Below are 19,616 nucleotides of genomic sequence, written 5' to 3' on the forward strand. Positions count from 1 at the left end.
AAAAAGCAGCACCCCACATCACCAATGCCGAGCATTTATTCAGGATGCCGCCCGCCGTTTCGTTTAATAAAAGCTCACGTCACAATGGCTCCGAGCGCTTCTGCGAATGTAACGGCATGCGCCGGAGAGATGCGGCATCCTTTCAGCTTCTCAAGTGAGACGTGCAGATGATCAAATGTGCACGTGCTGATATCCATATTAAAAAGAGACGTGCCGATGAAGTTTGCACCGTTCAAATCACAGGCGTCAAGATCTGTGTATTCAAGAACGGCATCATTCCACTCGCTTTCTGTAAGAGCGCACGTGTCAAACCGGACATGCTTCATATTGGAATAGCTGAAGGAGCTGTAATTTGCGAGGCAGTCTTCAAACCGTACATGACGCATGGCGGAATCCGCCAGATTCAAGCCGAGAAGTTTTGAATGCTGAAACGCCGTTCTATGGATGATGCTTCCGCTGAAATCAGCGTTTGAGACATCACATTTGTCAAACAGGACATCCGTACATTCCATATGTCTGAAAGAGACATCCGTAAAAACGGTGTTTCTGAAAATGACTTTTTCGGCGCGCAGGCCGTCCAGTTTGCTGTTTACGACGGCGTTTTCTATGACGACTTCTTTTATGAGGTCGTCCTGAAGCGCTTCTGTGAAAGAAAGCACCGGCAATTCTTTCGGGATTTTCGGTTTTTGGATCGTATTCATCTCATACTTCCTTTTCTGAATTAATAGCTGAAAACGGCAATTGACAGATATCGTTCTGCCTGCCATCCTTGCTGTTGTGTAATGTACAAAGGGTATTAAAAAAGCGGGAGGGCGTCAATAGTACCGTATATAAAAGCAGGCGTGACATTCAAGGTAATGCCCTTAGAGACATGTCCCCAAGGGCATTTGTCTGTTTCAGGCGAGTTCTTTATACATGATCACATGCGGGCCGATGCCGGGTATGTCAAAGGGGCTGCCCGTGCTTTTCCAGCCGAGCTTTTCGTAATATCCCTTTACGTGACATCTGGCGTTGCACCAGACAAGCGCCGCCCCCATATCTGCCAGTTTTCGTTCTGCATAGGCGATTAACGTGCTTCCCGCTTTTTGCGTCCGGTATTCCTCAAGCGTCGCCATGCCGCGCAGCTGGTAGGCGGGCGCTGCCTGTAAAGCCTGCTGGTTCTGCGGGTAGAAAGAAGCGATGCTGATCAATGTCCCGTCATAAAAACCTCCGAGATGAAAGGCTCCTTTGACGCTGTCCTGATCATATTTACAATCCTCAATCGTCTGATGGGGGCGCAGCACGCTGTGTCTGATCGCGTATGTGTCTTCTGCGGTGATGGGTTTTACTTCAACCATGAAAAAATCCTCCTTTGCTTGATTCTTTTTCTGTATCGTACCATGAAAAAGCCGCCTGTCATATCAGGCGGCCTCTTCCGCGTCAATGCAAATATACATCAGCCCGCTTTTCATCCTTTTGCTTAATATAAGCTGCAAGCTCTGACGTCAAATCAGAACGGAGAAACGGGGTGATTAAATAAATTCCGTTAAACAGTTCGCACGCCGTGTCGAGAAGCGACTTGGCGATGGCGAGGCCTTCGGCTTTCTGCTTCCGCTTGTCTTCGCCGGCGAGCGCCATTTTTTCGCGGATGCTGTCTGACAGCTTAATGCCCGGGATTTCATGATGGATGAACTCTGCGTTGCGGCTGCTCGTTAACGGCATGATTCCGATATACACCGGTGTTTTGAGATGCTTCGTTTCATGATGAATGTCAATGAGCTGCTGCTCCGAGTAGACAGGCTGGGACACGAAGTAGTCAGCTCCGCACTCGATTTTTTTCTCCAGCCGTTTTACTGCTTTATCGAGATGGCGGACATTCGGATTAAATGCTCCGGCTACGGAAAAGTTCGTTTTCTTGCCGAGCGGTTTCCCTGATAAAGAAATGCCCTCGTTGAATTGTTTAATCAGCCTGATCAAGTCAAAGGACGTTAAATCATAGACGGAGGTAGCCCCCGGAAAGTCGCCGATTTTTGAAGGATCACCCGTGATGGCTAAAATGTCGGTGAGCCCGAGCGTATCCAGCCCCATTAAATGTGACTGAAGGCCGATGATGTTGCGGTCTCTGCATGTAATGTGAACGAGAGAACGGATATCAAGGCGCTCTTTCAGCAATGAACCGCAGGCGGCATTGCTGATCCGCGGTGTCGCCAATGAATTGTCGGCGAGCGTCAGCGCTTCTATGCCGGTTTCTTTTAATTCATCCGCCGCTTGCAGAAATTTGTCAAAATTCAATTTTTTCGGCGGATCAAGCTCTACGATAATTGACCGTTTTTGAGCGGCGATTTCGTTTAAACCCGGCTCGGTCCGTTCGTTGCGGACTGAGATGACTTCTTCTTCCCGTCTGATTTTCACTTCTTTATCAGTGACGGGAGAAAGTCCTTGGACCGCTTCAGCCATGGCTCTGATATGGTTTGGCGTCGTACCGCAGCAGCCGCCGATAATGCGCGCGCCCTGAGTGCGGAACTGTACGGCGCTCTCCCGGAAATAGGCATCGTCCGTATCATAAACAAGCCGGCCTTCTTCTAAAGACGGAAGGCTGCTGTTCGGATAGACCGATAAATAAGCGTCACGGAAAATCGGCACTTCGGTGAGCGCTTCAATCATGTGGTACGGGCCGAGCCGGCAATTGATTCCCGTTATGTCAGCGCCGAGATCGGCAATGGACCTGAGGGCTTCCCGAAGCGGCGTTCCGTCCTGCAGCACGCCCTGTTCGTGCATGGATACGTTCAGCATAATCGGAAGTTCCGTTTCTTTTCTCGCGATCTTCAGCACTTCGCGCGCCTCTTCTAAATCATAGTATGTTTCCAGAAGCAGACCGTCCGGCTCTTCGTGCAGCAATAAATAAAGCTGCTCCCGAAAGCTGCGTTTAATCTCCTCCAGGCTGTAGGCGTTTTTGTTAAAGGTGCGGATGCCGCCCATCGTTCCCAATACATAAGCGCCGTCTGAGGAAGCGCGCGCGATTCTGACCGCCTCCTGATTGATTTTTTTCGTTTCGTCCTCAAGTCCGTATCTTGAGAGCTTAATAAAATTCGCGCCGTACGTATTTGTCTGGATGATGTCTGCCCCGGCTTCCACGTAAGCCTTATGTATCCGCTTGATCTCTTCGGGCTTTGATACGTTCAGTTCCTCAAAACATCTGTCAATGCCGTAGGAATAGAGGAGAGTGCCCATCGCGCCGTCTCCGATTAAAATCCGTTCTTTTAAGTCTTGTAATAGTCCCATTGTTTGCCTCCTTCGTCACATTCAGCAAGGAAAAAAGAGAAATAAAAAAAGTCTTCTTAAGAAGAAGACTTTGTAATCATTTGTCTCTCTTCTTATCTTCCAAGCTGTTTTTAGCTTGCTGGATTTAGCACCTTGGTCATGGTTTGGGTAAACCACTACACCGGTTGCTGAAGCGTCGTCGGGCCAGTCCCTCGGCTTCTCTTGATAAGAACGTTCATGTAATTGTCATGGGTTTCCAAAACTTAACTGTGAAAATCCCTTTCTCCAAATTTACCGAAAATAGAGACAATAATCAATAGGAATCACATAATTTATCTAAAATTAATAAATTGAACGTCAATCGGCAGGTCTGCTCCGCGGACGGCTGCAATAATCTGCTGCAGATCATCTTTATTTTTTCCGGTGACGCGCACTTGGTCGTCCTGAATCTGCGACTTGACCTTCAAGCCGGAGTTTTTAATCACCGCGTTGATTTTTTTGGCGTTGTCTTTATCAATGCCCTGTACAAGCTTCGCACGCTGGCGCACCGTGCCTCCCGATGCATTTTCGATTTTGCCGTATTCAATGTTTTTCGTCGGCACGTCCCGTTTGATCAGCTTGCCGCTCAGCACATCTTTGAGCTGATTCAGTTTAAACTCGTCATCAGAAATCAGGACGAGTTCTTCCTTTTCTAAAGTTACATCGCTTTTCGATCCTTTAAAGTCATAGCGCGTGCCGATTTCTTTCAGCGTCATCTGAATCGCATTCTGCACTTCGGGAAATTCAACTTTGGATACAATATCAAAAGAACTTTCTTTTGCCATGAGAAAACCTCCTATAACATTTCACTTATGAGTTGATTATAGTAGAATAAAGAGAAATGTCCAACAGCATAAAGCATGAATTTATGCATATTGGAAAAAATGAGAAAAACATCAGCCTCATACGGGCGAATCAGGAAGGACGATAACATGAGACCAGGGCAGCAGCTCACGCTTAGTATAGATCACCAAACCGATTTCGGTTATTTTTTAACCGACGGCGAGGATACGGTTCTTTTACATAACAGTGAAATCACAGAGGATATCGAAGACAGAGATGAAGTGGACGTATTTATTTACGTCGATCATCAGGAAAGACTCGCGGCGACGATGAAAAAGCCGCTCATCAGCTTTTATGACTACGGATGGGTGGAAGTGACGGACGCTGTGGAAGATATGGGCGTATTCGTCGACGTCGGTCTGTCAAAAGACGCGCTCGTCGCAACGGAGCACCTGCCTCCGTACAAATCCGTCTGGCCGCAAAAAGGAGACAGACTGTATTGCATGCTGAAGGTGACAAGCCGCGGGCGCATGTTTGCCAAGCCGGCGCCCGAGGATATCATCAGTGAATTATTTACGGATGCAGAGGAAGACGTCATGAATAAAGACCTGACGGGTACGGTGTACAGACTGATTGCATCAGGCTCTTTTCTGATTACCGATGAAGGCATCCGAGCGTTTATTCACCCTTCAGAAAGAAAAGAAGAGCCGAGACTCGGCAGCCGCGTGACAGGACGTGTCATCGAGGTGAAGGAAGACGGCTCCGTCAACATGTCCCTGCTGCCGAGAAAGCAGGATGCGCTTTCGGTTGACGCGGAAGAAATTCTGACCTATCTGAGATCAAGAAACGGCGCGATGCCTTACGGAGACAAAAGCCATCCTGACGATATCCGCGAACGGTTTCATTTAAGCAAAGCCGCCTTTAAGCGGGCGCTCGGGCATCTGATGAAAAACGGCAAGGTCTATCAGGAAGACGGCTGGACATACGAAAAACAATAAATTTTCTGCAAAAACATCGGTGAACCAAAACCGATGTTTTTTATTTTCTCAAAAGCTCCTATACCCTCATTTGTTTAACATCCTGCCGAACATACATATTTTATTGAAATAAAATATTCTGACATCCGAACCGATATATAACTGTAGAAAAAAACAAAAGGAGAGTTTTAATGAGAAAAATGGCGATATTTGCGGCTGTACTGCTGCTTGCGCTCAGCACGGCGGGATGTGCCGGCAAATCTGAGGAAACGGCGGCCGAAAAAACGAAAACAATCGGCATCATGCTGACAGACAACGGCCTCGGCGACCAATCATTTAATGATTCAGGCTTTCAAGGTTTGATGAAAGCGAGAGACGAGCTCGGCATCACATTTGACTATAGGGAAATAAAAGATACCGGTACATACGAAAAAGGACTGACACAGCTTGTCAGGGAAGGCAATGATCTTGTGGTGGGGCTCGGTTACAGCATGCAGGCGGATTTAGAAAAGGTCGCCAAAAAATATCCGAAGCAGCGGTTTGTGCTGATTGATTCCGTATCAGACCTGGATAATGTCACCTCCGTCACGTTTAAAGAGGATGAAGGAAGCTTCTTAGCCGGAGCGCTGGCGGCCATGACGAGCAAAACCGGCACAATCGGATTTATCGGCGGTTCAGATGCCGACGTCATTAAACGGTTTAAAAAAGGCTATCTGAAAGGCGCGGAATCAGTCAAACCGAGAATCCGCGTGCTGTCGGACATCAGCGGTACGTTTGATGATGATAAGCTCGGGAAGGGCATCGCCCAAAACATGATCCGAAAAAAAGCCGATGTCCTGTTTACGGCGGCCGGCTTCACGGGTGTCGGCGCACTGAAAGAAGCGGAGGCGCAAAAAGTATACGCCATCGGTGTTGACAGCGATCAATATTACACCGCCGAGCACGCGGTTATCTCTTCTTTAGTGAAAAACGTCGACCATGTCATCTATGAATTGGCGAAAGATTTAAAAGACAACAAGGAGATCAAAAGCGGAGAGCTCGTTTACGGACTGAAGGAAAACGGCATGGACTTAGCTAAGATCAGAGTTGTCAAAAACGCAGGCGGGCTGACGAAAAAGATCACGGATATGAAAAACAGTCTGATTGAAAAAGGAGGCGATCTGAAGTGACATTACGGACAAGGCTGCTCGTTAACGCAGCCGTTACGATGATTTGCTTCGCCGCCGTCATCGGCTTTACCATCGTAAACATGATGAAGATTCAGGCTTCAAATGAAGATGAAGTGGACGCGCTGTTAAACGTTCAGGAAGCAAAAGCTGACCTTAATACGTTAAAAGAAAGCATCACCGGCTATTCCTATACGCTCGCAGACGCCCAGAAAGAAGATGTGCGAAGCTATATGAAAAGCAGCTCAGACAAACTGGCGGCGCTCAAAAAAACGATGACGGACGGTGCAGACAAAGCCGCTTATGACAAACTCGCCAAAAAATACGAATCATGGCAGGCGGAGGCGGACGCTGCTCTTGATTCGAAAAGCCCGGCTGAAGCGACAAGGACGGCGGCCCGCATCAACGGTCTTCTGAATGATATTTATATGCTGAATCTGAAAAGCCGGGATCACTATGAAGACATGCAGAAGCAGACGGCTGACCAGATTCAGTTTATCGTTTACAGCGCAGCCGTGCTGACCATCGTGATACTTGCCGTCACCGTCATATCTTCCATCAGGCTGACGAAGAGAATTGCAGGGCCGATCCGCCGCATGGCTGAAAATGCCCGTCGTATTGCAGGAGGGAACCTTGCTGTTGAAATGCTTGATTATAAAGGGAAGGACGAACTGAAAGAGCTGAATGACTCATTCGGAATGATGGCTGAACAGCTCCGCACCTTAATTCAGGCGATCGGAGAGGTCGGCCGTGAAGTCGAGACTTTCGCGGAAGGTTTGACGAAGGAAAACCAGACGCTGAAGGACATGACCGAGCAGGTATCCGTGTCGACGGAAGAAATGGCGCAAGGCTCCCAAACCATTTCAGAAGATCTGCAGCATGCGGTGCAATTCATTGAACAAATGGATGAACATTCAAAGGCGAACGCCGAACGTTCAAAACAAACGACGAGAAGCAGCGAAGAGACGATTGCGGCGGTGGCTGCGGGGCGCGGTGCTTTAGCCGAGACCAAGCAAGCCATTGATAAAAGCAATGAGACATCAAAAGAGATTTCCGAAGCCGCCGATCTCTTCATAGAGCATGCGGCAGGCATCAGTATGATGGCGCAGACCGTTTCTGACATTGCGGGCCAGACCAATCTGCTGTCATTAAACGCCGCAATCGAGGCGGCCAGAGCAGGCGAGGCCGGAAAAGGATTTGCCGTCGTTGCCGAGGAGATACGGAAGCTCGCAGACGGATCAGCCAAAGCGACCGCGCAGATTTTCGATATGGTAAAGCAAATTGAAGACGGCATCACGTCTATTACCGGAGCTGTCACGACCGGCGTCGCTTTAGCGGACAGACAGCAGGAGCTGATGGAGAAAACGTCAGAATCATTCGCCCATATTGAACAAAAAGCCGCCCATATTAAGGCGGAGCTTACTCAATTGGACGGACGGATCATCGAATCGAAACAGCTTGGCGGGCAAGTGCTCCAGCATGCCGAGAGCATCAGCGCCGTCGTTCAGGAAACGGCTGCAGGAAGCGAAGAGATTTCTGCCTCCGCGCTTGAGCAGCTGTCTTCTTTTCATAAAATGGCAGAAAGCGTCAATAATCTGGTGAGCCTGACAGAGCGGTTAAACGATCAGGTCCGCCGGTTTACTTTGTAACGGGCTTTTGCCCGCCCCTGATTTTTGCAGCCTGACATGAGTAACTTCTGAATGAAACACAAATACTGAATATACTTGTGTTTATATTTATTCTTTTTCGTGAAAGGTGAAAAAAGATGGGAGGAATCGGGATGGATGAACAAATTCCGCATGAAAAGGGTCTTGATAATAGTCTGGCTTTATTACGCGATGGTTATGTATTTGTGAAAAACCGAGCGGAGAATTATCGCTCAGATGTGTTTCGCGCCCGTTTATTAGGGAAGACATTCATTTGTATGAGCGGAGCGGAAGCCGCAAAGCTTTTTTATGACACAGAACGATTTCAGCGGCAGCAGGCCCTCCCCAAACGGGTGCAGAAAACGTTATTCGGAACAGGGGCAATCCAGGCAATGGACGGTGAACGGCATAAGCACAGGAAGCTTCTATTTATGTCGCTGATGACGCCGCCCCGGCAAAAACGGCTTGCGGAAGCGGTGGCAAAACAGTGGAAAGCATCTGCGGAAAAGTGGGAGGGTTCAAACCGAATTGTCCTTTTTGATGAAGCGAAGAAAGTGCTGTGCCGGGCTGCCTGTGAGTGGGCCGGCGTCCCGCTGAAAGACTCAGAAGTGAAAGAGCGGGCGGAGGATTTCACCGATATGGTAGACGCATTCGGCGCTGTCGGACCGCGTCATTGGAAAGGCAGAAGGGCGAGGCTGAAAACGGAGAAATGGATAGAGGAGGTCATTGAGGATGTGCGGTCCGGCAAGCTGCAAACGCCGGAGTGCTCAGCCTTGTATGAAATGGCTTTTCATACAGAACTTGATGGGAACAGACTTGATTCTCACATGGCTGCTGTTGAGCTTATTAATGTTCTGCGCCCGATTGCCGCCATTTCTTACTTCATTACGTTTTCAGCTCTTGCATTGCATGATTACCCTGAATATTGGGATAAGCTGAGGTCGGGAGATGATCAGGAGGCCGAAAGATTTGCACATGAAGTTCGGCGGTATTACCCGTTTGCCCCGTTTTTAGGAGCCGTTGTGAAAAAAGATTTCGTATGGAAGAACTGTGAGTTTAAAAAGGGTGCATCCGTCATGCTTGACCTATATGGGACAAACCATGATTCCCGGCTTTGGGAGAATCCGAATGAATTTCGCCCGGAACGTTTTCAGGTGCGGGAGGAAAATAAATTTGATTTCATTCCCCAGGGCGGAGGTGATCCGGCTAACGGCCACCGCTGTCCGGGTGAGGGAATGACCGTGGAAGTCATGAAAACTTCCCTTGCGTTTCTTGCCAATGAAATAGAGTACGATGTTCCGTCCCAAGATTTGAGCTTCAGCCTGTCCAGAATGCCGGCATTGCCTGAAAGCGGATTCGTGATAAGTGATGTTAGACGCATATAGAACAAAAAACAGCCCTCTATCTTCATACACAAGAGGGCTGTTTTGCTTTTACAGATGGTCCGGTTTTTTGGAATTCTGGTTTTTTCCCGCCTGCCGGTTTTTTTCGGCAAGCCGGTTCTTTTTCTGATTTACGGCGTTATTGTCCAACGGTTTTTTGTCATCATCTTTCATGCGGCAAAGCCTCCCTTCTGTCCGTTAGGATGCCCGCCCGCATTGAAATTATGGCTTCAGGAAAAAAATCGCGAGCGTGCCCGGCCCGGAGTGCGCGCCGATCGCAGAGCCGATTGAATGAAGAATGGTCTCTTTCGGATGGAACGCTTCTTCAATCATTTCCTTCATCCGAAGCGCCGTCTCCTCGTTATCTGCGTAGCTGATCCCCACGGTTTGATCCGCCCAATCGCCGCCTTCTTCCTTCATCATGTCTATAATCCGTTTAAACAGTTTCTTTTGTCCGCGTAATTTTTCGAGCGGCACGAGCCTGCCGTCATCCACATGCAGAATCGGTTTGATGTTCAAAAGCCCCCCGACAAAAGCGGACGTTTTTGAAATTCTGCCGCCCCGCGCGAGATAAGCGACATCATCGACCGTAAATATATGTTTCATCCGTGCGCAAAAGCTCTTTACAGACGTTTCGATTTCTTGTATTGTATTCCCGTTAACACAGAGTGTTTGCGCGTGCATCACCGCGAGGCCGCAGCCCAATGAAGCGCATTTGGAATCTACAATCCGTAAATCAAAATCGGGAAATTCCTCTTTTACTTCATTGGCGATCATCACCGCCGTCTGATAGGTGCCGGAAAGACCTGAGGAAAAGGCGATGTATATCGCCGGTTCTCCCAGTTCCGCGTATTGTAAAAATACTTTTTTTATCGTATCCGGTGATGCCTGGGATGTTTTCGGAACTTTCCCGTCCCGCATCGCTTGAAATATATGATCCGCCTGAATGGTGACCGTGTCCTCATATTCGTTTCCGTCAAGTGTTACGTGCAGCGGAATGAACCCGATCCGGTTTTCTTCAATATAAGATTTCGGCAGGTCAGAGGCGCTGTCAGCAATAAGGTGAACTGTCATCATAATTCCCTTCTTTCCGATTGGTGAGAGTGATGCCAACTATATCATATAAATGTGGCAAAATAGTGTTCAAAACTTTATTTTAAGGGAAAAGCTATTAATGAAAATGAGCGGAGGAGCAAGCCATGGTACTAGAACAAGCAAAAAAATTAACAATCGTCGTCATCGGCGCGTTTCTGTATGCGGCGGGACTGAATTTATTCCTGATACCGGCGAATGTATATGCCAGCGGTTTTACCGGTGTCGCCCAGCTGCTGTCAAGCGTCGTTGATCAATACGCCCCCTTTTATATTTCGACAGGAGTTCTCATGTTCCTCTTAAACATTCCCATCGGTGTGTTAGGGTGGCTGAAAGTCGGCAGATCATTCACTGTATACAGCATATTAAGCGTAGCGCTGACGTCCGTCTTTATGGGAATTCTCCCGGAAATGAGACTGTCGCACGATATTCTTCTGAATACCGTATTCGGAGGAGTCATCTCAGCTATCGGCATCGGTTTAACGCTGAAATTCGGTGCTTCGACAGGCGGTCTTGATATCGTGTCGATGGTGCTGGCCAAATGGAAGGATAAGCCGGTCGGCACATATTTCTTCATTTTGAACGGGATTATCATTTTGACGGCAGGATTATTGCAAGGATGGGAGAAAGCATTATATACCCTTGTCGCTCTGTATGTCACAACAAGGGTGATTGACGCCATTCACACCCGCCACATGAAACTGACCGCCATGATCGTTACAAAAAAAGCCGATGAAATCAAAGAAGCGATTTACGGGAAAATGGTCCGCGGCATTACGACGGTGCCGGCAAAAGGCGCTTACACAAACGAACAGAAAGAAATGATGATCATCGTCATTACGCGGTACGAATTGTATGACCTTGAGAAAATCGTGAAAGAAGTCGACCCGAAAGCCTTCACAAACATCGTGCAAACGACGGGGATCTTTGGTTTCTTCAGAAAAGACTGATAGGAGCGGATAGAATGAAGTGGCTGTTTGGCCTGTTATTACCGGTCATTTTACTGATCGGATGCAGCAGTCAATCCGGGCAGAAGGAGCCCGCTGAGGAGGTATCCGGAGAGATGAATGAACAGCAAGCGGAATTAGCCGTAAACCCTGTGCAGACGGATCAGCAGATCGAATTTCAAATGTCTTTAAAAAATAAGAGCGGCAGCCCGATCGATTTCACATTCAGCTCAGGGCAGAAATTCGAATTGACCGTACATGACCAACATCACAAAGAACTGTACCGCTATTCAAAAGACAAAATGTTTACTCAGGCGTTTCAGACTGTGACCTTAATGCCGAATGAAACGTATGACTTTTCAGATGTGTGGAAGAACGTGCCCGGTCCGGGAACATACACGGTGACGGTGACGTTTTTAGGGAAGTCCGATCAGATCGGAAAAAGACTGAAAACGGTAAAAACATTTGAAGTGAAATAAAAAAGCGGCGCCCTCGTCTAAACGGGGCGCCTTTTTTTATTGCAATTTCTCCAGCTGATCCTGAAATTGGTGCAGCTGCTGACGTTCTGCATCCGTCGAATTGGCGTACGCGGAAGACACGGCGTTTTTGGCGCGTGAGACAGCTTTTTCCTGATCGCCGTCCTCGAAACCGTTAGCAATCATGACGGCCTGCTGGACAAATGACTTGGCTTGAGAAAACAGTTCGTTTCTCATTAAAAGTCAACCTGCCTTTCAGCCGAATCTTTTGCTGCATCATGCTGTGCTTCCTCTAATGTAGACCGATATGGAAATCTTGCGTCATGAAGACTGACAGAGTCCTTGCCTTGCTGAATAAACCGTTTTGATTTGTTTCGTTTACCCATTGCAATGTCCCCCTTCCATATTTAGACGAGATGAGTCGTCTGTTTTAGTATGGGCGGAAGGCTTTGTGTTATGAGCGGCAAAACCTCACAGGGAGAAATAGGATTTTAAAAATTCGGCGATTCCGTCCGCTTCATTTGATCCCGTGACGCGGTCGGCGGCCTGTTTGACTTCATCCGTGCCGTTTCCCATCGCTACGCCGCACCCGGCAAACCGGAGCATTTCAAGATCGTTGTCTTCGTCGCCGAACGCGATGATCCGTTCTCTCGGCACTTGGTAATAGTCGCTGATTTTCTTCAGGCCGACCGCTTTATTCATCCCGTGTTTAATGATTTCAATCACATGCCACGGAGCCGCCCATCTTCTGTGGTCAATGACCTCGGCGTGCACATCGGATAAATGTGCGCGTATATCCGCGACGTCCTCTTCCTTTGCATGAATCAATACGGACGTTACATCCTCCTTGACCGTTTCACGCAGATCGCCGAATGTGACATTCGCCGTATTCATATGAAACGCCTCAATTAAATGCTCATCATGATAATGGAAGTACACATCATCAATGACCTCAGCGAGCACATTATGTATTTGATAGGTCTCTGTAAGTTCGGCAAGCTGTCTGACCACATCGACCGATAAAGACGTGTGGTATCGTCCCCATGATTCGTCTTTCGGATGGTGGACAAACGCCCCGTTAAAATTGACAATCGGCGTTGTCAGCCCAAGCTCGTCATAATACATCGAACTGGAACGGAACGGGCGCCCGGTTGAGATGCAGACATGATGGCCCGCTTCTTTCAGCTTCTGAATCGTCCGTGCCGTTTCAGGGGAAATGGTTTTATCGTCTTTTAATAAAGTTCCATCCAGATCTAAGGCGATGAGATAAGGTTTTGTCTCCATAAATAACTCCTTTTGTCATATAATTTGCTGTTTTTCACTTATGTACAGTGTAGCTTTTTACCATCTTTATTGTCTACATGTTACACTTATGATTATGGTTATCCTAAGGAGGGAGTCAACGTGATTCTTATTGATCATCAAACCGTATCAGGCATTCCGTTTTTACATATTGTAAAAGAAGAAAATCGGGACCGTCCCGCTCCCCTTGTTTTCTTTATTCACGGTTTTACAAGCGCGAAGGAGCATAATCTTCATTTCGCTTACCTGCTTGCTGAAAAGGGCTTCAGGGCCGTGCTGCCGGAAGCTCTTTACCACGGTGAACGCGCTGAACAGCTGTCAGCAGAAGAGCTCGCCGTCCATTTTTGGGACATTGTATTAAATGAAATCGAGGAGCTTGACGTGCTGAAAAAGGATTTTGAAGCGCGCGGTCTGATTGAAGACGGGCGGATCGGTCTTGCGGGCACGTCAATGGGCGGAATTACGACATTCGGCGCGATGGCCGCGTATGATTGGGTCAAAGCCGGCGTCAGTCTGATGGGAAGCCCGAACTATACGGCATTTTTTCAGCAGCAGATTGACCACATTCAAAAGCAGGACATCGACATTGACGTCACAAAAGAACAGGTCGATGAACTGTTTGCGCGGCTCAAACCGTTCGATCTCAGTCTGGAACCGGAAAAACTCCGCAGCCGCCCGCTGCTGTTCTGGCACGGCGTTCAAGACAAAGTCGTTCCGTATGCACCGACCCGCGGCTTTTATGAAACGATTAAACCTCATTACAGCAGCCGGCCTGACCATCTTCAGTTTCTGAAAGACGAACGGGCTGATCATAAAGTCCCGAGATACGCCGTTTTAGAAACCGTCGCCTGGTTCGATAAGCATTTATAAAGCACAAAGGTGTTAACAAAACCCGCTTTTACGTTATACTGAGGAAAAAGGAGTGATGGAACGTGGAAGAAGCATTAAAAGAAAACATCATGGGCGCCTTGGAGCAGGTTGTTGACCCTGAGCTCGGCGTCGATATCGTCAATCTCGGCCTTGTATACGACGTTGATATGGATGACGACGGCCTGACGCACGTTACGATGACACTGACATCAATGGGGTGCCCGCTCGCTCCGATCATCGTCGACGAGGTGAAAAAAGCGCTCGCCGACATTCCGGATGTAAAAGAGACGGAGGTCCACATCGTCTGGAATCCGCCTTGGACAAGAGACAAAATGTCACGCTACGCAAAAATCGCATTAGGGATTCAGTAATAAGAAAATGCACCTCGGATTTTAGGTACATCCTAAAGTTTGGAGGTGCTTTTCTTTTGTCTGCATTTACAAGGAAAAAATCAACGCGGATAAGCGACAGTGAGGGTTTGTTTTGGATCGCAAACAAACCTTTAAATATAAAATTTCATATGAGGTTTATCTTTTTTGTAATAGGACAGTCTGTCTTGGAGTGTACCTGTGTGGAATTCAAATTTATGTCCATCGGGATCAGTAAAATAAATTGACTTATGATCTTGCTTATCCCTAGGACGCCCATTTAATATACTTACATTTAGATTTTTTAGCCTTTGATGTATTGCATCAAAATCTTTTGGGTCAATTGTAAAGGCCATATGTGTGTAGGATTTATGTATTTCATTTCTTGGTATATCCGCCTCTAAGTTAAGTGCAAGCCAAAGCCCGTTCAGATCAAAATATGCTGTTTTTTGCCCTTTAACCAGGAGTTGTGCATGAAATACTTTTTCATAAAATTCTATAGATTTTTCCAAATTTGAAACAGAAAAAAGAAGATGATTGATTCCTTTTATGTTTATTTTCCCCACCTCATTTAACATGTTTGTTTTAAACAATTCTTTTGGTAATACATCTGCATATATATCGATTATATACTGACTAAAAAATCATTTTAAGGATTTCTGTGTATTTTTATGCCCGGTGTTTTCCGGCTGACCGTTTCGAGCTGTACTAAACATGATTCTGTCGGGCGCCGTTCTGTCTGCTTTGCCGCTGCAGACCGGCGTGCGGAAAGAAGGGCAAGTCATTAAAAAACCCCGAATTTCCCACCATTCGGGGTTTTTTACGGTATCGGGTTAAAAAGGAAAAAAACGGACGTGAGGCATGATATAATAGACCGGCTGCATGCGAGGGAGGAATCCATGAAGAAAAAATTACTTCTCATTATCCTTAGCATTCTTGTTTATACGGCGCTGTTCGCTGTTTCCGCTTTTCACAAAGAGCCGGTGCAGCAGGCAGGGACAATGACGGATGTCAGCCGTCTCATGCCCGTGAAAATTAAGCAGACGGTCAAAGGAAAAGAGAAAGAAACATTGGTCGAAACCATTAAGGAAGCAAAGAGAAAGCATCTGAAGATCTCAATCGCAGGCGCCCAGCACTCAATGGGCGGCCAGACGTATTATGAAGACGGTATCGTTCTCGACATGACGGGCTACAACAAAATACTCGGTCTCGACCGAAAGAAAAAAATCATCAGGGTGCAGGCGGGAGCGACGTGGAATGATATTCAGCGCTATGTCAATCCGTACGGGCTCGCGGTAAAAGTCATGCAATCGCAAAACATTTTTACGATCGGCGGCTCACTGAGCGCCAACGCCCACGGCCGGGATATCCGGTACGGTTCGCTGATTGATACGGTCAAATCGTTTCATCTTTTAAAGGCGGACGGCAAAGTCATCACCGTTACTCCGAAAGATGACCTGTTTTCAGCCGTCATCGGCGGCTACGGCCTGTTCGGCGTCATCCTGGACGCGGATATTGAGCTGACGGATGATGAGCTTTATGAAATGAAAACGAAACGCATGAACGCTGATACATACAGTCAATATTTTGCGCAGCATGTTCGGCGCAACCCCGCCGTGCGCATGCATCTCGCGCGGATCGCAACAGGGGATAAAGGCTTTTTGCACGATATGTATGTGACTGATTACACACTCTCAGACAATCAGAAAGAATTAAAGCGGCACAATGAACTGAAAGAAGATGAGCATCCGGCGCTGACGAAATTCGCGCTCGGCCTCTCCCGCCGGTATGACTGGGGAAGAAATTGGTTCTGGTCAACCCAGCAGTCTTATTTTCTCAGACAAAACGGTGTGAAAGTCTCCAGGAACAATGTCATGCGGTCAGAATCGAAATTTTTGGAATATGAAAACACGGACAACACCGATGTGCTGCAAGAATACTTCGTGCCCGTCGGCGAATTTGCGCCGTACATTCATGATTTACGCAAGACGCTGTCACATGAAGATCTCAACCTCGTAAATATTACGATCCGCTACGTGCAAAAAAATGAAAAAGCCGATCTGTCATACGCAAAGGAAGACATGTTTTCACTCGTTCTTTTAATCAATGAAGGGTTTTCAACAGACAGCCAGGCGAGTGCGGCGCGGATTGTCAGAAAAATGACGGATACGGCATTGCGCCACCGCGGCAGTTATTATCTCCCGTATATGCTGTATCAAACGAAAGAGCAGATGCGTGAGGCATATCCGAAAAGCGATATGTTCTTTCAGAAAAAACACAAATATGATCCGGATGACTTGTTTATGAATTATTTTTATCAGAGGTACAAATCATGAAACACAACCATTTAAAATGGCTGATCCTGTCACAGAGCAGTGTCTTTTTTGCCGGCAGCCTGATCTTTCCGTTTTATATTTTATTTATTAAAAACATCGGTTCCAGCTACACGCAATTCGGTCTCTCATACGGCTTGTTCGGCTTGAGCGGCGCATTGATTCATCCGCTGCTCGGCCGGCTGTCGGCAAGACTGGATTCCCGCTGGTTCCTTATGGCAAATTCGTGGGGGATGGCGGTGCTTCTTCTGACGCTCCCGCACATTACCGGCGTGCACCAGGTTTATGTTGTGCAGGTGCTTTTGGGCCTGTTCGGCGCGATGCAAAAACACGGCGAGAAAATCATGATCGCCGATTACACCGACGGCGGGGAGCGGGGAAAAAAAGTCGGCAGCTATCATTTCTGGACGGCCGTATTTTCAGCTGCCGCCATTATTCTCGGCGGGTTTCTCGCTGATTTCTTTACGGTTTATATTATCTTTTACGCCAGCTCCGTGCTGTTTTTTATAAGCGGGCTGATGATGCTGAAAAAAACAGGCTGATCCGATCAGCCTGTTTTTCTTATGCCCCCCCTCGATCGAGAGGGGGTTTTTTGTCAGCGAAAACAGATGGAAAATGAATGAAAAAATATTAAATATACAATTGAATTAATTTTTATTCATGTTATAATGTTAAATAATTTCACAAAAACCAAGAAGGTGAACCCGTTGAAAATAGGTATTATAGGCGCGACTGGTTATGGAGGCGCCGAACTTGTCAGGATTCTTAACCATCACCCTTATGCAGAAGATTGTATATTATATTCATCGAGCGACGAAGGAAAAGAATATGCCGCTTCATATCCGCATTTGAGGAATATAGCGTCACAATCACTTCGGCCGCTTCATATAGAAACGATCCGAAACGAAATTGATGTCATTTTCATAGCCGCGCCGCCCGGCGTTTCCGGAGAGTGGTCGCCCAAGCTGGCGGAGGCGGGTATCCCGGTCATTGATCTATCCGGCGATCTGCGGATTCAAAACCCGGCCGTGTATGAAAAGTGGTATAAGCGGAAGGCCGCTCCGAAAGGAACGATTCAAAGCGCGGTTTACGGTTTAGCTGAACTGCAAAAAGAAGAGATTCAGACTGCAAAGCTGATTGCCAATCCGGGATGTTTTCCGACGGCTGTGCTGCTCGGGCTCGCCCCGCTGGCGAAGAATAAGCTTTTACAAGATTCATTTCTGATTGTTGATGCGAAAACGGGCGTATCCGGCGCCGGCCGAAAAGCATCCATGGGCACTCATTATTCTGAGCTGAATGATAATTTCAAAATTTATAAGGTTAATGAGCATCAGCATACTCCGGAAATTGAACAGCAATTAGCGGCTTGGCAGCCCGGCACAGGCCCGATCACGTTTTCCGCACATTTGGCGCCGATGACAAGGGGCATTATGGCGACGATGTATACGGAGGCTCCTCCGGGTATGTCTGCTGCACAGGTAAGAGAATTGTATTCCGAATTCTACAAAGATTCATATTTTGTCAGAATCAGGCCGGAAGGTGAATTTCCGGCGACGAAAGAGGTATACGGCAGCAATTTTTGTGATATCAGTGTCACCGTGGATGAAAGAACAAACCGTGCCACCATCGTTTCTGTCATAGATAATCTGATGAAAGGCGCCGCAGGGCAGGCGGTTCAAAATTTAAATATCATGAATGGCTGGCAGGAAGAAACGGGACTTACGATGACGCCAGTCTATCCATAGAACGAAAGAGGGATTCAAAAATATGATTCAGCTGAGTGAGGAAATCACGAAAATAAAAGGCGGCGTATCCTCGCCGAAAGGGTTTGAGGCAAAGGGCGTGCATTGCGGTCTGCGCTATTCAAAAAAAGATCTCGGAGCGATTATCAGCGAAGCGCCTGCAGTCAGTGCAGCGGTATATACGCAGAGCCATTTTCAGGCAGCACCGCTGAAAGTGACGCAAGCCAGCCTGAAAAAAGAGGGTATGCTTCAGGCGGTTATCGTCAACAGCGCGATTGCCAACGCCTGTACGGGAGACCAAGGATTAAAGGACGCCTATGAAATGCGGGACGGCTTCGCGAGCCAGCTCGGCATTGAGCCGGAGCTTGTTGCGGTTTCGTCAACCGGGGTGATCGGCGAGCTTTTAGATATGAAAAAAATTCAAGCGGGCATTGAACAGCTCGGTCAAGCGCCGTCCGTGTCCGGAGCATTTGAAGAAGCCATTTTGACGACGGATACAGTGACGAAACAGACGTGTTATGAACTGGTGATCGGCGGAGACATCATCACGATCGGCGGAGCGGCGAAAGGCTCCGGCATGATCCACCCCAACATGGCGACAATGCTCGGCTTTGTCACAACGGACGCGGCCGTGGAAGAACAGGCGCTCAAAAACGCGCTTAGAGAGATTACGGATGTTTCATTTAACCAAATCACCGTTGACGGAGAAACATCGACGAATGACATGGTGCTTGTGATGGCAAACGGCTGCGCGGGGAATGATTGCCTGACGGATCAGCACCCTGACTGGCCGGCTTTTAAAAAGGGATTAAAGCTTGTATGCGAAGACCTTGCCAAAGATATAGCCAGAGACGGTGAAGGAGCGACGAAATTAATTGAAGCCAGAGTCGAAGGCGCGAAAAACAACCTTGAGGCGAATATTATCGCCAAAAAAATCGTCGGCTCAAGCCTTGTGAAGACCGCCGTTTACGGCACAGACGCCAACTGGGGGCGCATCATCGGCGCAATCGGGCACAGTGCGGCAAGCGTAACGGCCGAACAAGTGGAAGTTTTCCTCGGCGGCCAGTGTCTGTTTAAACACAACGAACCTCAGCCGTTTTCGGAAACTGATGCCAAGGAGTACTTATCAGGTGATGAGATTACGATTTCAGTCCGCCTGCAGGAAGGCTCCGGCAGCGGCCGGGCATGGGGCTGTGACTTAACCTATGATTATATTAAAATCAATGCGAGCTATCGCACATAACAAAGGGGAG

General features: G+C 47.7%; 22 protein-coding genes and 1 riboswitch. Of the genes, 12 read left to right on the top strand and 10 right to left on the bottom strand.

Annotated features, from left to right (window positions below; all coding sequences use genetic code 11):
- Positions 1-74 precede the first annotated feature (74 nt).
- The 4 genes from JNUCC22_RS05510 to JNUCC22_RS05525 form a co-directional block, all read right to left on the bottom strand.
- Positions 75-701 carry a pentapeptide repeat-containing protein gene (locus tag JNUCC22_RS05510; RefSeq protein ID WP_032871159.1) on the bottom strand — a complete coding sequence of 209 codons (627 nt, stop codon included), beginning with the start codon at positions 699-701 and terminating at the stop codon, positions 75-77.
- A 195-nt stretch (positions 702-896) separates the two neighbouring features.
- Positions 897-1,337, bottom strand: a complete 441-nt coding sequence (locus JNUCC22_RS05515) for a GNAT family N-acetyltransferase (protein WP_007409151.1) — start codon at positions 1,335-1,337, stop codon at positions 897-899.
- Between the two features lie 82 nt (positions 1,338-1,419).
- The gene (locus tag JNUCC22_RS05520; protein ID WP_216062196.1) at positions 1,420-3,261 is read right to left on the bottom strand and encodes a bifunctional homocysteine S-methyltransferase/methylenetetrahydrofolate reductase; all 1,842 of its coding nucleotides are present in this window, start codon (positions 3,259-3,261) and stop codon (positions 1,420-1,422) included.
- A gap of 89 nt (positions 3,262-3,350) precedes the next feature.
- Positions 3,351-3,472, bottom strand: a riboswitch (SAM riboswitch).
- A gap of 100 nt (positions 3,473-3,572) precedes the next feature.
- Positions 3,573-4,064, bottom strand: coding sequence for a YajQ family cyclic di-GMP-binding protein (locus tag JNUCC22_RS05525; RefSeq protein WP_012117263.1), 492 nt, complete (start codon positions 4,062-4,064; stop codon positions 3,573-3,575).
- Between the two features lie 99 nt (positions 4,065-4,163).
- Between JNUCC22_RS05525 and JNUCC22_RS05530 the strand changes: the two genes are divergently transcribed.
- From JNUCC22_RS05530 to JNUCC22_RS05545, 4 genes are all read left to right on the top strand, one after another.
- Positions 4,164-5,060, top strand: a complete 897-nt coding sequence (locus tag JNUCC22_RS05530; protein ID WP_170936341.1) for a CvfB family protein — start codon at positions 4,164-4,166, stop codon at positions 5,058-5,060.
- A gap of 170 nt (positions 5,061-5,230) precedes the next feature.
- A complete protein-coding gene (locus tag JNUCC22_RS05535) occupies positions 5,231-6,208 on the top strand; it encodes a BMP family lipoprotein (RefSeq protein ID WP_020955618.1) in 978 nt (325 codons plus the stop codon).
- Complete coding sequence (locus JNUCC22_RS05540; RefSeq protein WP_216062197.1) at positions 6,205-7,854, top strand: methyl-accepting chemotaxis protein; 1,650 nt, start codon at positions 6,205-6,207, stop codon at positions 7,852-7,854. The genes JNUCC22_RS05535 and JNUCC22_RS05540 overlap by 4 nt, the downstream gene beginning before the upstream one ends.
- Positions 7,855-7,985: 131 nt before the next feature.
- Positions 7,986-9,236, top strand: coding sequence for a CYP152 family fatty-acid peroxygenase CypC (locus JNUCC22_RS05545; protein ID WP_039062878.1), 1,251 nt, complete (start codon positions 7,986-7,988; stop codon positions 9,234-9,236).
- Between the two features lie 48 nt (positions 9,237-9,284).
- Here JNUCC22_RS05545 and JNUCC22_RS05550 read toward each other — a convergent pair whose 3' ends face one another.
- Positions 9,285-9,407 (bottom strand): hypothetical protein, encoded by a 123-nt coding sequence (locus JNUCC22_RS05550; RefSeq protein WP_003155105.1) that lies wholly within the window; start codon positions 9,405-9,407, stop codon positions 9,285-9,287.
- Between the two features lie 48 nt (positions 9,408-9,455).
- Positions 9,456-10,307, bottom strand: coding sequence for a DegV family protein (locus tag JNUCC22_RS05555; protein WP_039062879.1), 852 nt, complete (start codon positions 10,305-10,307; stop codon positions 9,456-9,458).
- A gap of 125 nt (positions 10,308-10,432) precedes the next feature.
- Between JNUCC22_RS05555 and JNUCC22_RS05560 the strand changes: the two genes are divergently transcribed.
- Together JNUCC22_RS05560 and JNUCC22_RS05565 are read left to right on the top strand one after the other, a co-directional pair.
- Positions 10,433-11,275 (top strand): YitT family protein, encoded by an 843-nt coding sequence (locus JNUCC22_RS05560; protein ID WP_039062880.1) that lies wholly within the window; start codon positions 10,433-10,435, stop codon positions 11,273-11,275.
- 14 nt (positions 11,276-11,289) lie between these two features.
- Positions 11,290-11,751, top strand: coding sequence for a BsuPI-related putative proteinase inhibitor (locus tag JNUCC22_RS05565; RefSeq protein WP_007409142.1), 462 nt, complete (start codon positions 11,290-11,292; stop codon positions 11,749-11,751).
- Between the two features lie 36 nt (positions 11,752-11,787).
- Here JNUCC22_RS05565 and JNUCC22_RS05570 read toward each other — a convergent pair whose 3' ends face one another.
- From JNUCC22_RS05570 to JNUCC22_RS05580, 3 genes are all read right to left on the bottom strand, one after another.
- Positions 11,788-11,985 (bottom strand): DUF3813 domain-containing protein, encoded by a 198-nt coding sequence (locus JNUCC22_RS05570; protein WP_003155097.1) that lies wholly within the window; start codon positions 11,983-11,985, stop codon positions 11,788-11,790.
- Positions 11,985-12,134 (bottom strand): hypothetical protein, encoded by a 150-nt coding sequence (locus JNUCC22_RS05575; protein WP_003155094.1) that lies wholly within the window; start codon positions 12,132-12,134, stop codon positions 11,985-11,987. Before JNUCC22_RS05575 ends, JNUCC22_RS05570 begins: the two co-directional genes overlap by 1 nt.
- Positions 12,135-12,219: 85 nt before the next feature.
- Entirely contained in the window at positions 12,220-13,032 is an 813-nt protein-coding gene (locus JNUCC22_RS05580; RefSeq protein ID WP_007409141.1) for a Cof-type HAD-IIB family hydrolase, read from the bottom strand.
- A 120-nt stretch (positions 13,033-13,152) separates the two neighbouring features.
- Between JNUCC22_RS05580 and JNUCC22_RS05585 the strand changes: the two genes are divergently transcribed.
- Both JNUCC22_RS05585 and JNUCC22_RS05590 read left to right on the top strand, forming a co-directional pair.
- Complete coding sequence (locus JNUCC22_RS05585) at positions 13,153-13,920, top strand: prolyl oligopeptidase family serine peptidase (protein ID WP_007409140.1); 768 nt, start codon at positions 13,153-13,155, stop codon at positions 13,918-13,920.
- Between the two features lie 62 nt (positions 13,921-13,982).
- Entirely contained in the window at positions 13,983-14,291 is a 309-nt protein-coding gene (locus tag JNUCC22_RS05590) for a metal-sulfur cluster assembly factor (RefSeq protein WP_003155088.1), read from the top strand.
- Between the two features lie 131 nt (positions 14,292-14,422).
- Here the strand turns inward: JNUCC22_RS05590 and fosM are convergent, their stop codons facing one another.
- Complete coding sequence (fosM, locus tag JNUCC22_RS05595; RefSeq protein WP_032866153.1) at positions 14,423-14,866, bottom strand: FosM family fosfomycin resistance protein; 444 nt, start codon at positions 14,864-14,866, stop codon at positions 14,423-14,425.
- Positions 14,867-15,187: 321 nt separating this feature from the next.
- On the opposite strand from fosM, the gene JNUCC22_RS05600 reads away from it, so the two are divergent.
- From JNUCC22_RS05600 to argJ, 4 genes are all read left to right on the top strand, one after another.
- The gene (locus JNUCC22_RS05600) at positions 15,188-16,624 is read left to right on the top strand and encodes an FAD-binding oxidoreductase (RefSeq protein ID WP_216062198.1); all 1,437 of its coding nucleotides are present in this window, start codon (positions 15,188-15,190) and stop codon (positions 16,622-16,624) included.
- On the top strand, positions 16,621-17,163 hold the full coding sequence (locus JNUCC22_RS05605; protein ID WP_012117271.1) for an MFS transporter: 543 nt from the start codon (positions 16,621-16,623) through the stop codon (positions 17,161-17,163). Before JNUCC22_RS05600 ends, JNUCC22_RS05605 begins: the two co-directional genes overlap by 4 nt.
- Positions 17,164-17,328: 165 nt before the next feature.
- Positions 17,329-18,366, top strand: coding sequence for an N-acetyl-gamma-glutamyl-phosphate reductase (gene argC, locus JNUCC22_RS05610; RefSeq protein ID WP_007409136.1), 1,038 nt, complete (start codon positions 17,329-17,331; stop codon positions 18,364-18,366).
- 22 nt (positions 18,367-18,388) lie between these two features.
- Complete coding sequence (argJ, locus tag JNUCC22_RS05615; protein WP_039062882.1) at positions 18,389-19,606, top strand: bifunctional ornithine acetyltransferase/N-acetylglutamate synthase; 1,218 nt, start codon at positions 18,389-18,391, stop codon at positions 19,604-19,606.
- Positions 19,607-19,616: the final 10 nt, after the last annotated feature.

Source organism: Bacillus sp. JNUCC-22 (assembly GCF_018861275.1).
Classification (GTDB): Bacteria; Bacillota; Bacilli; order Bacillales; family Bacillaceae; genus Bacillus; species Bacillus velezensis.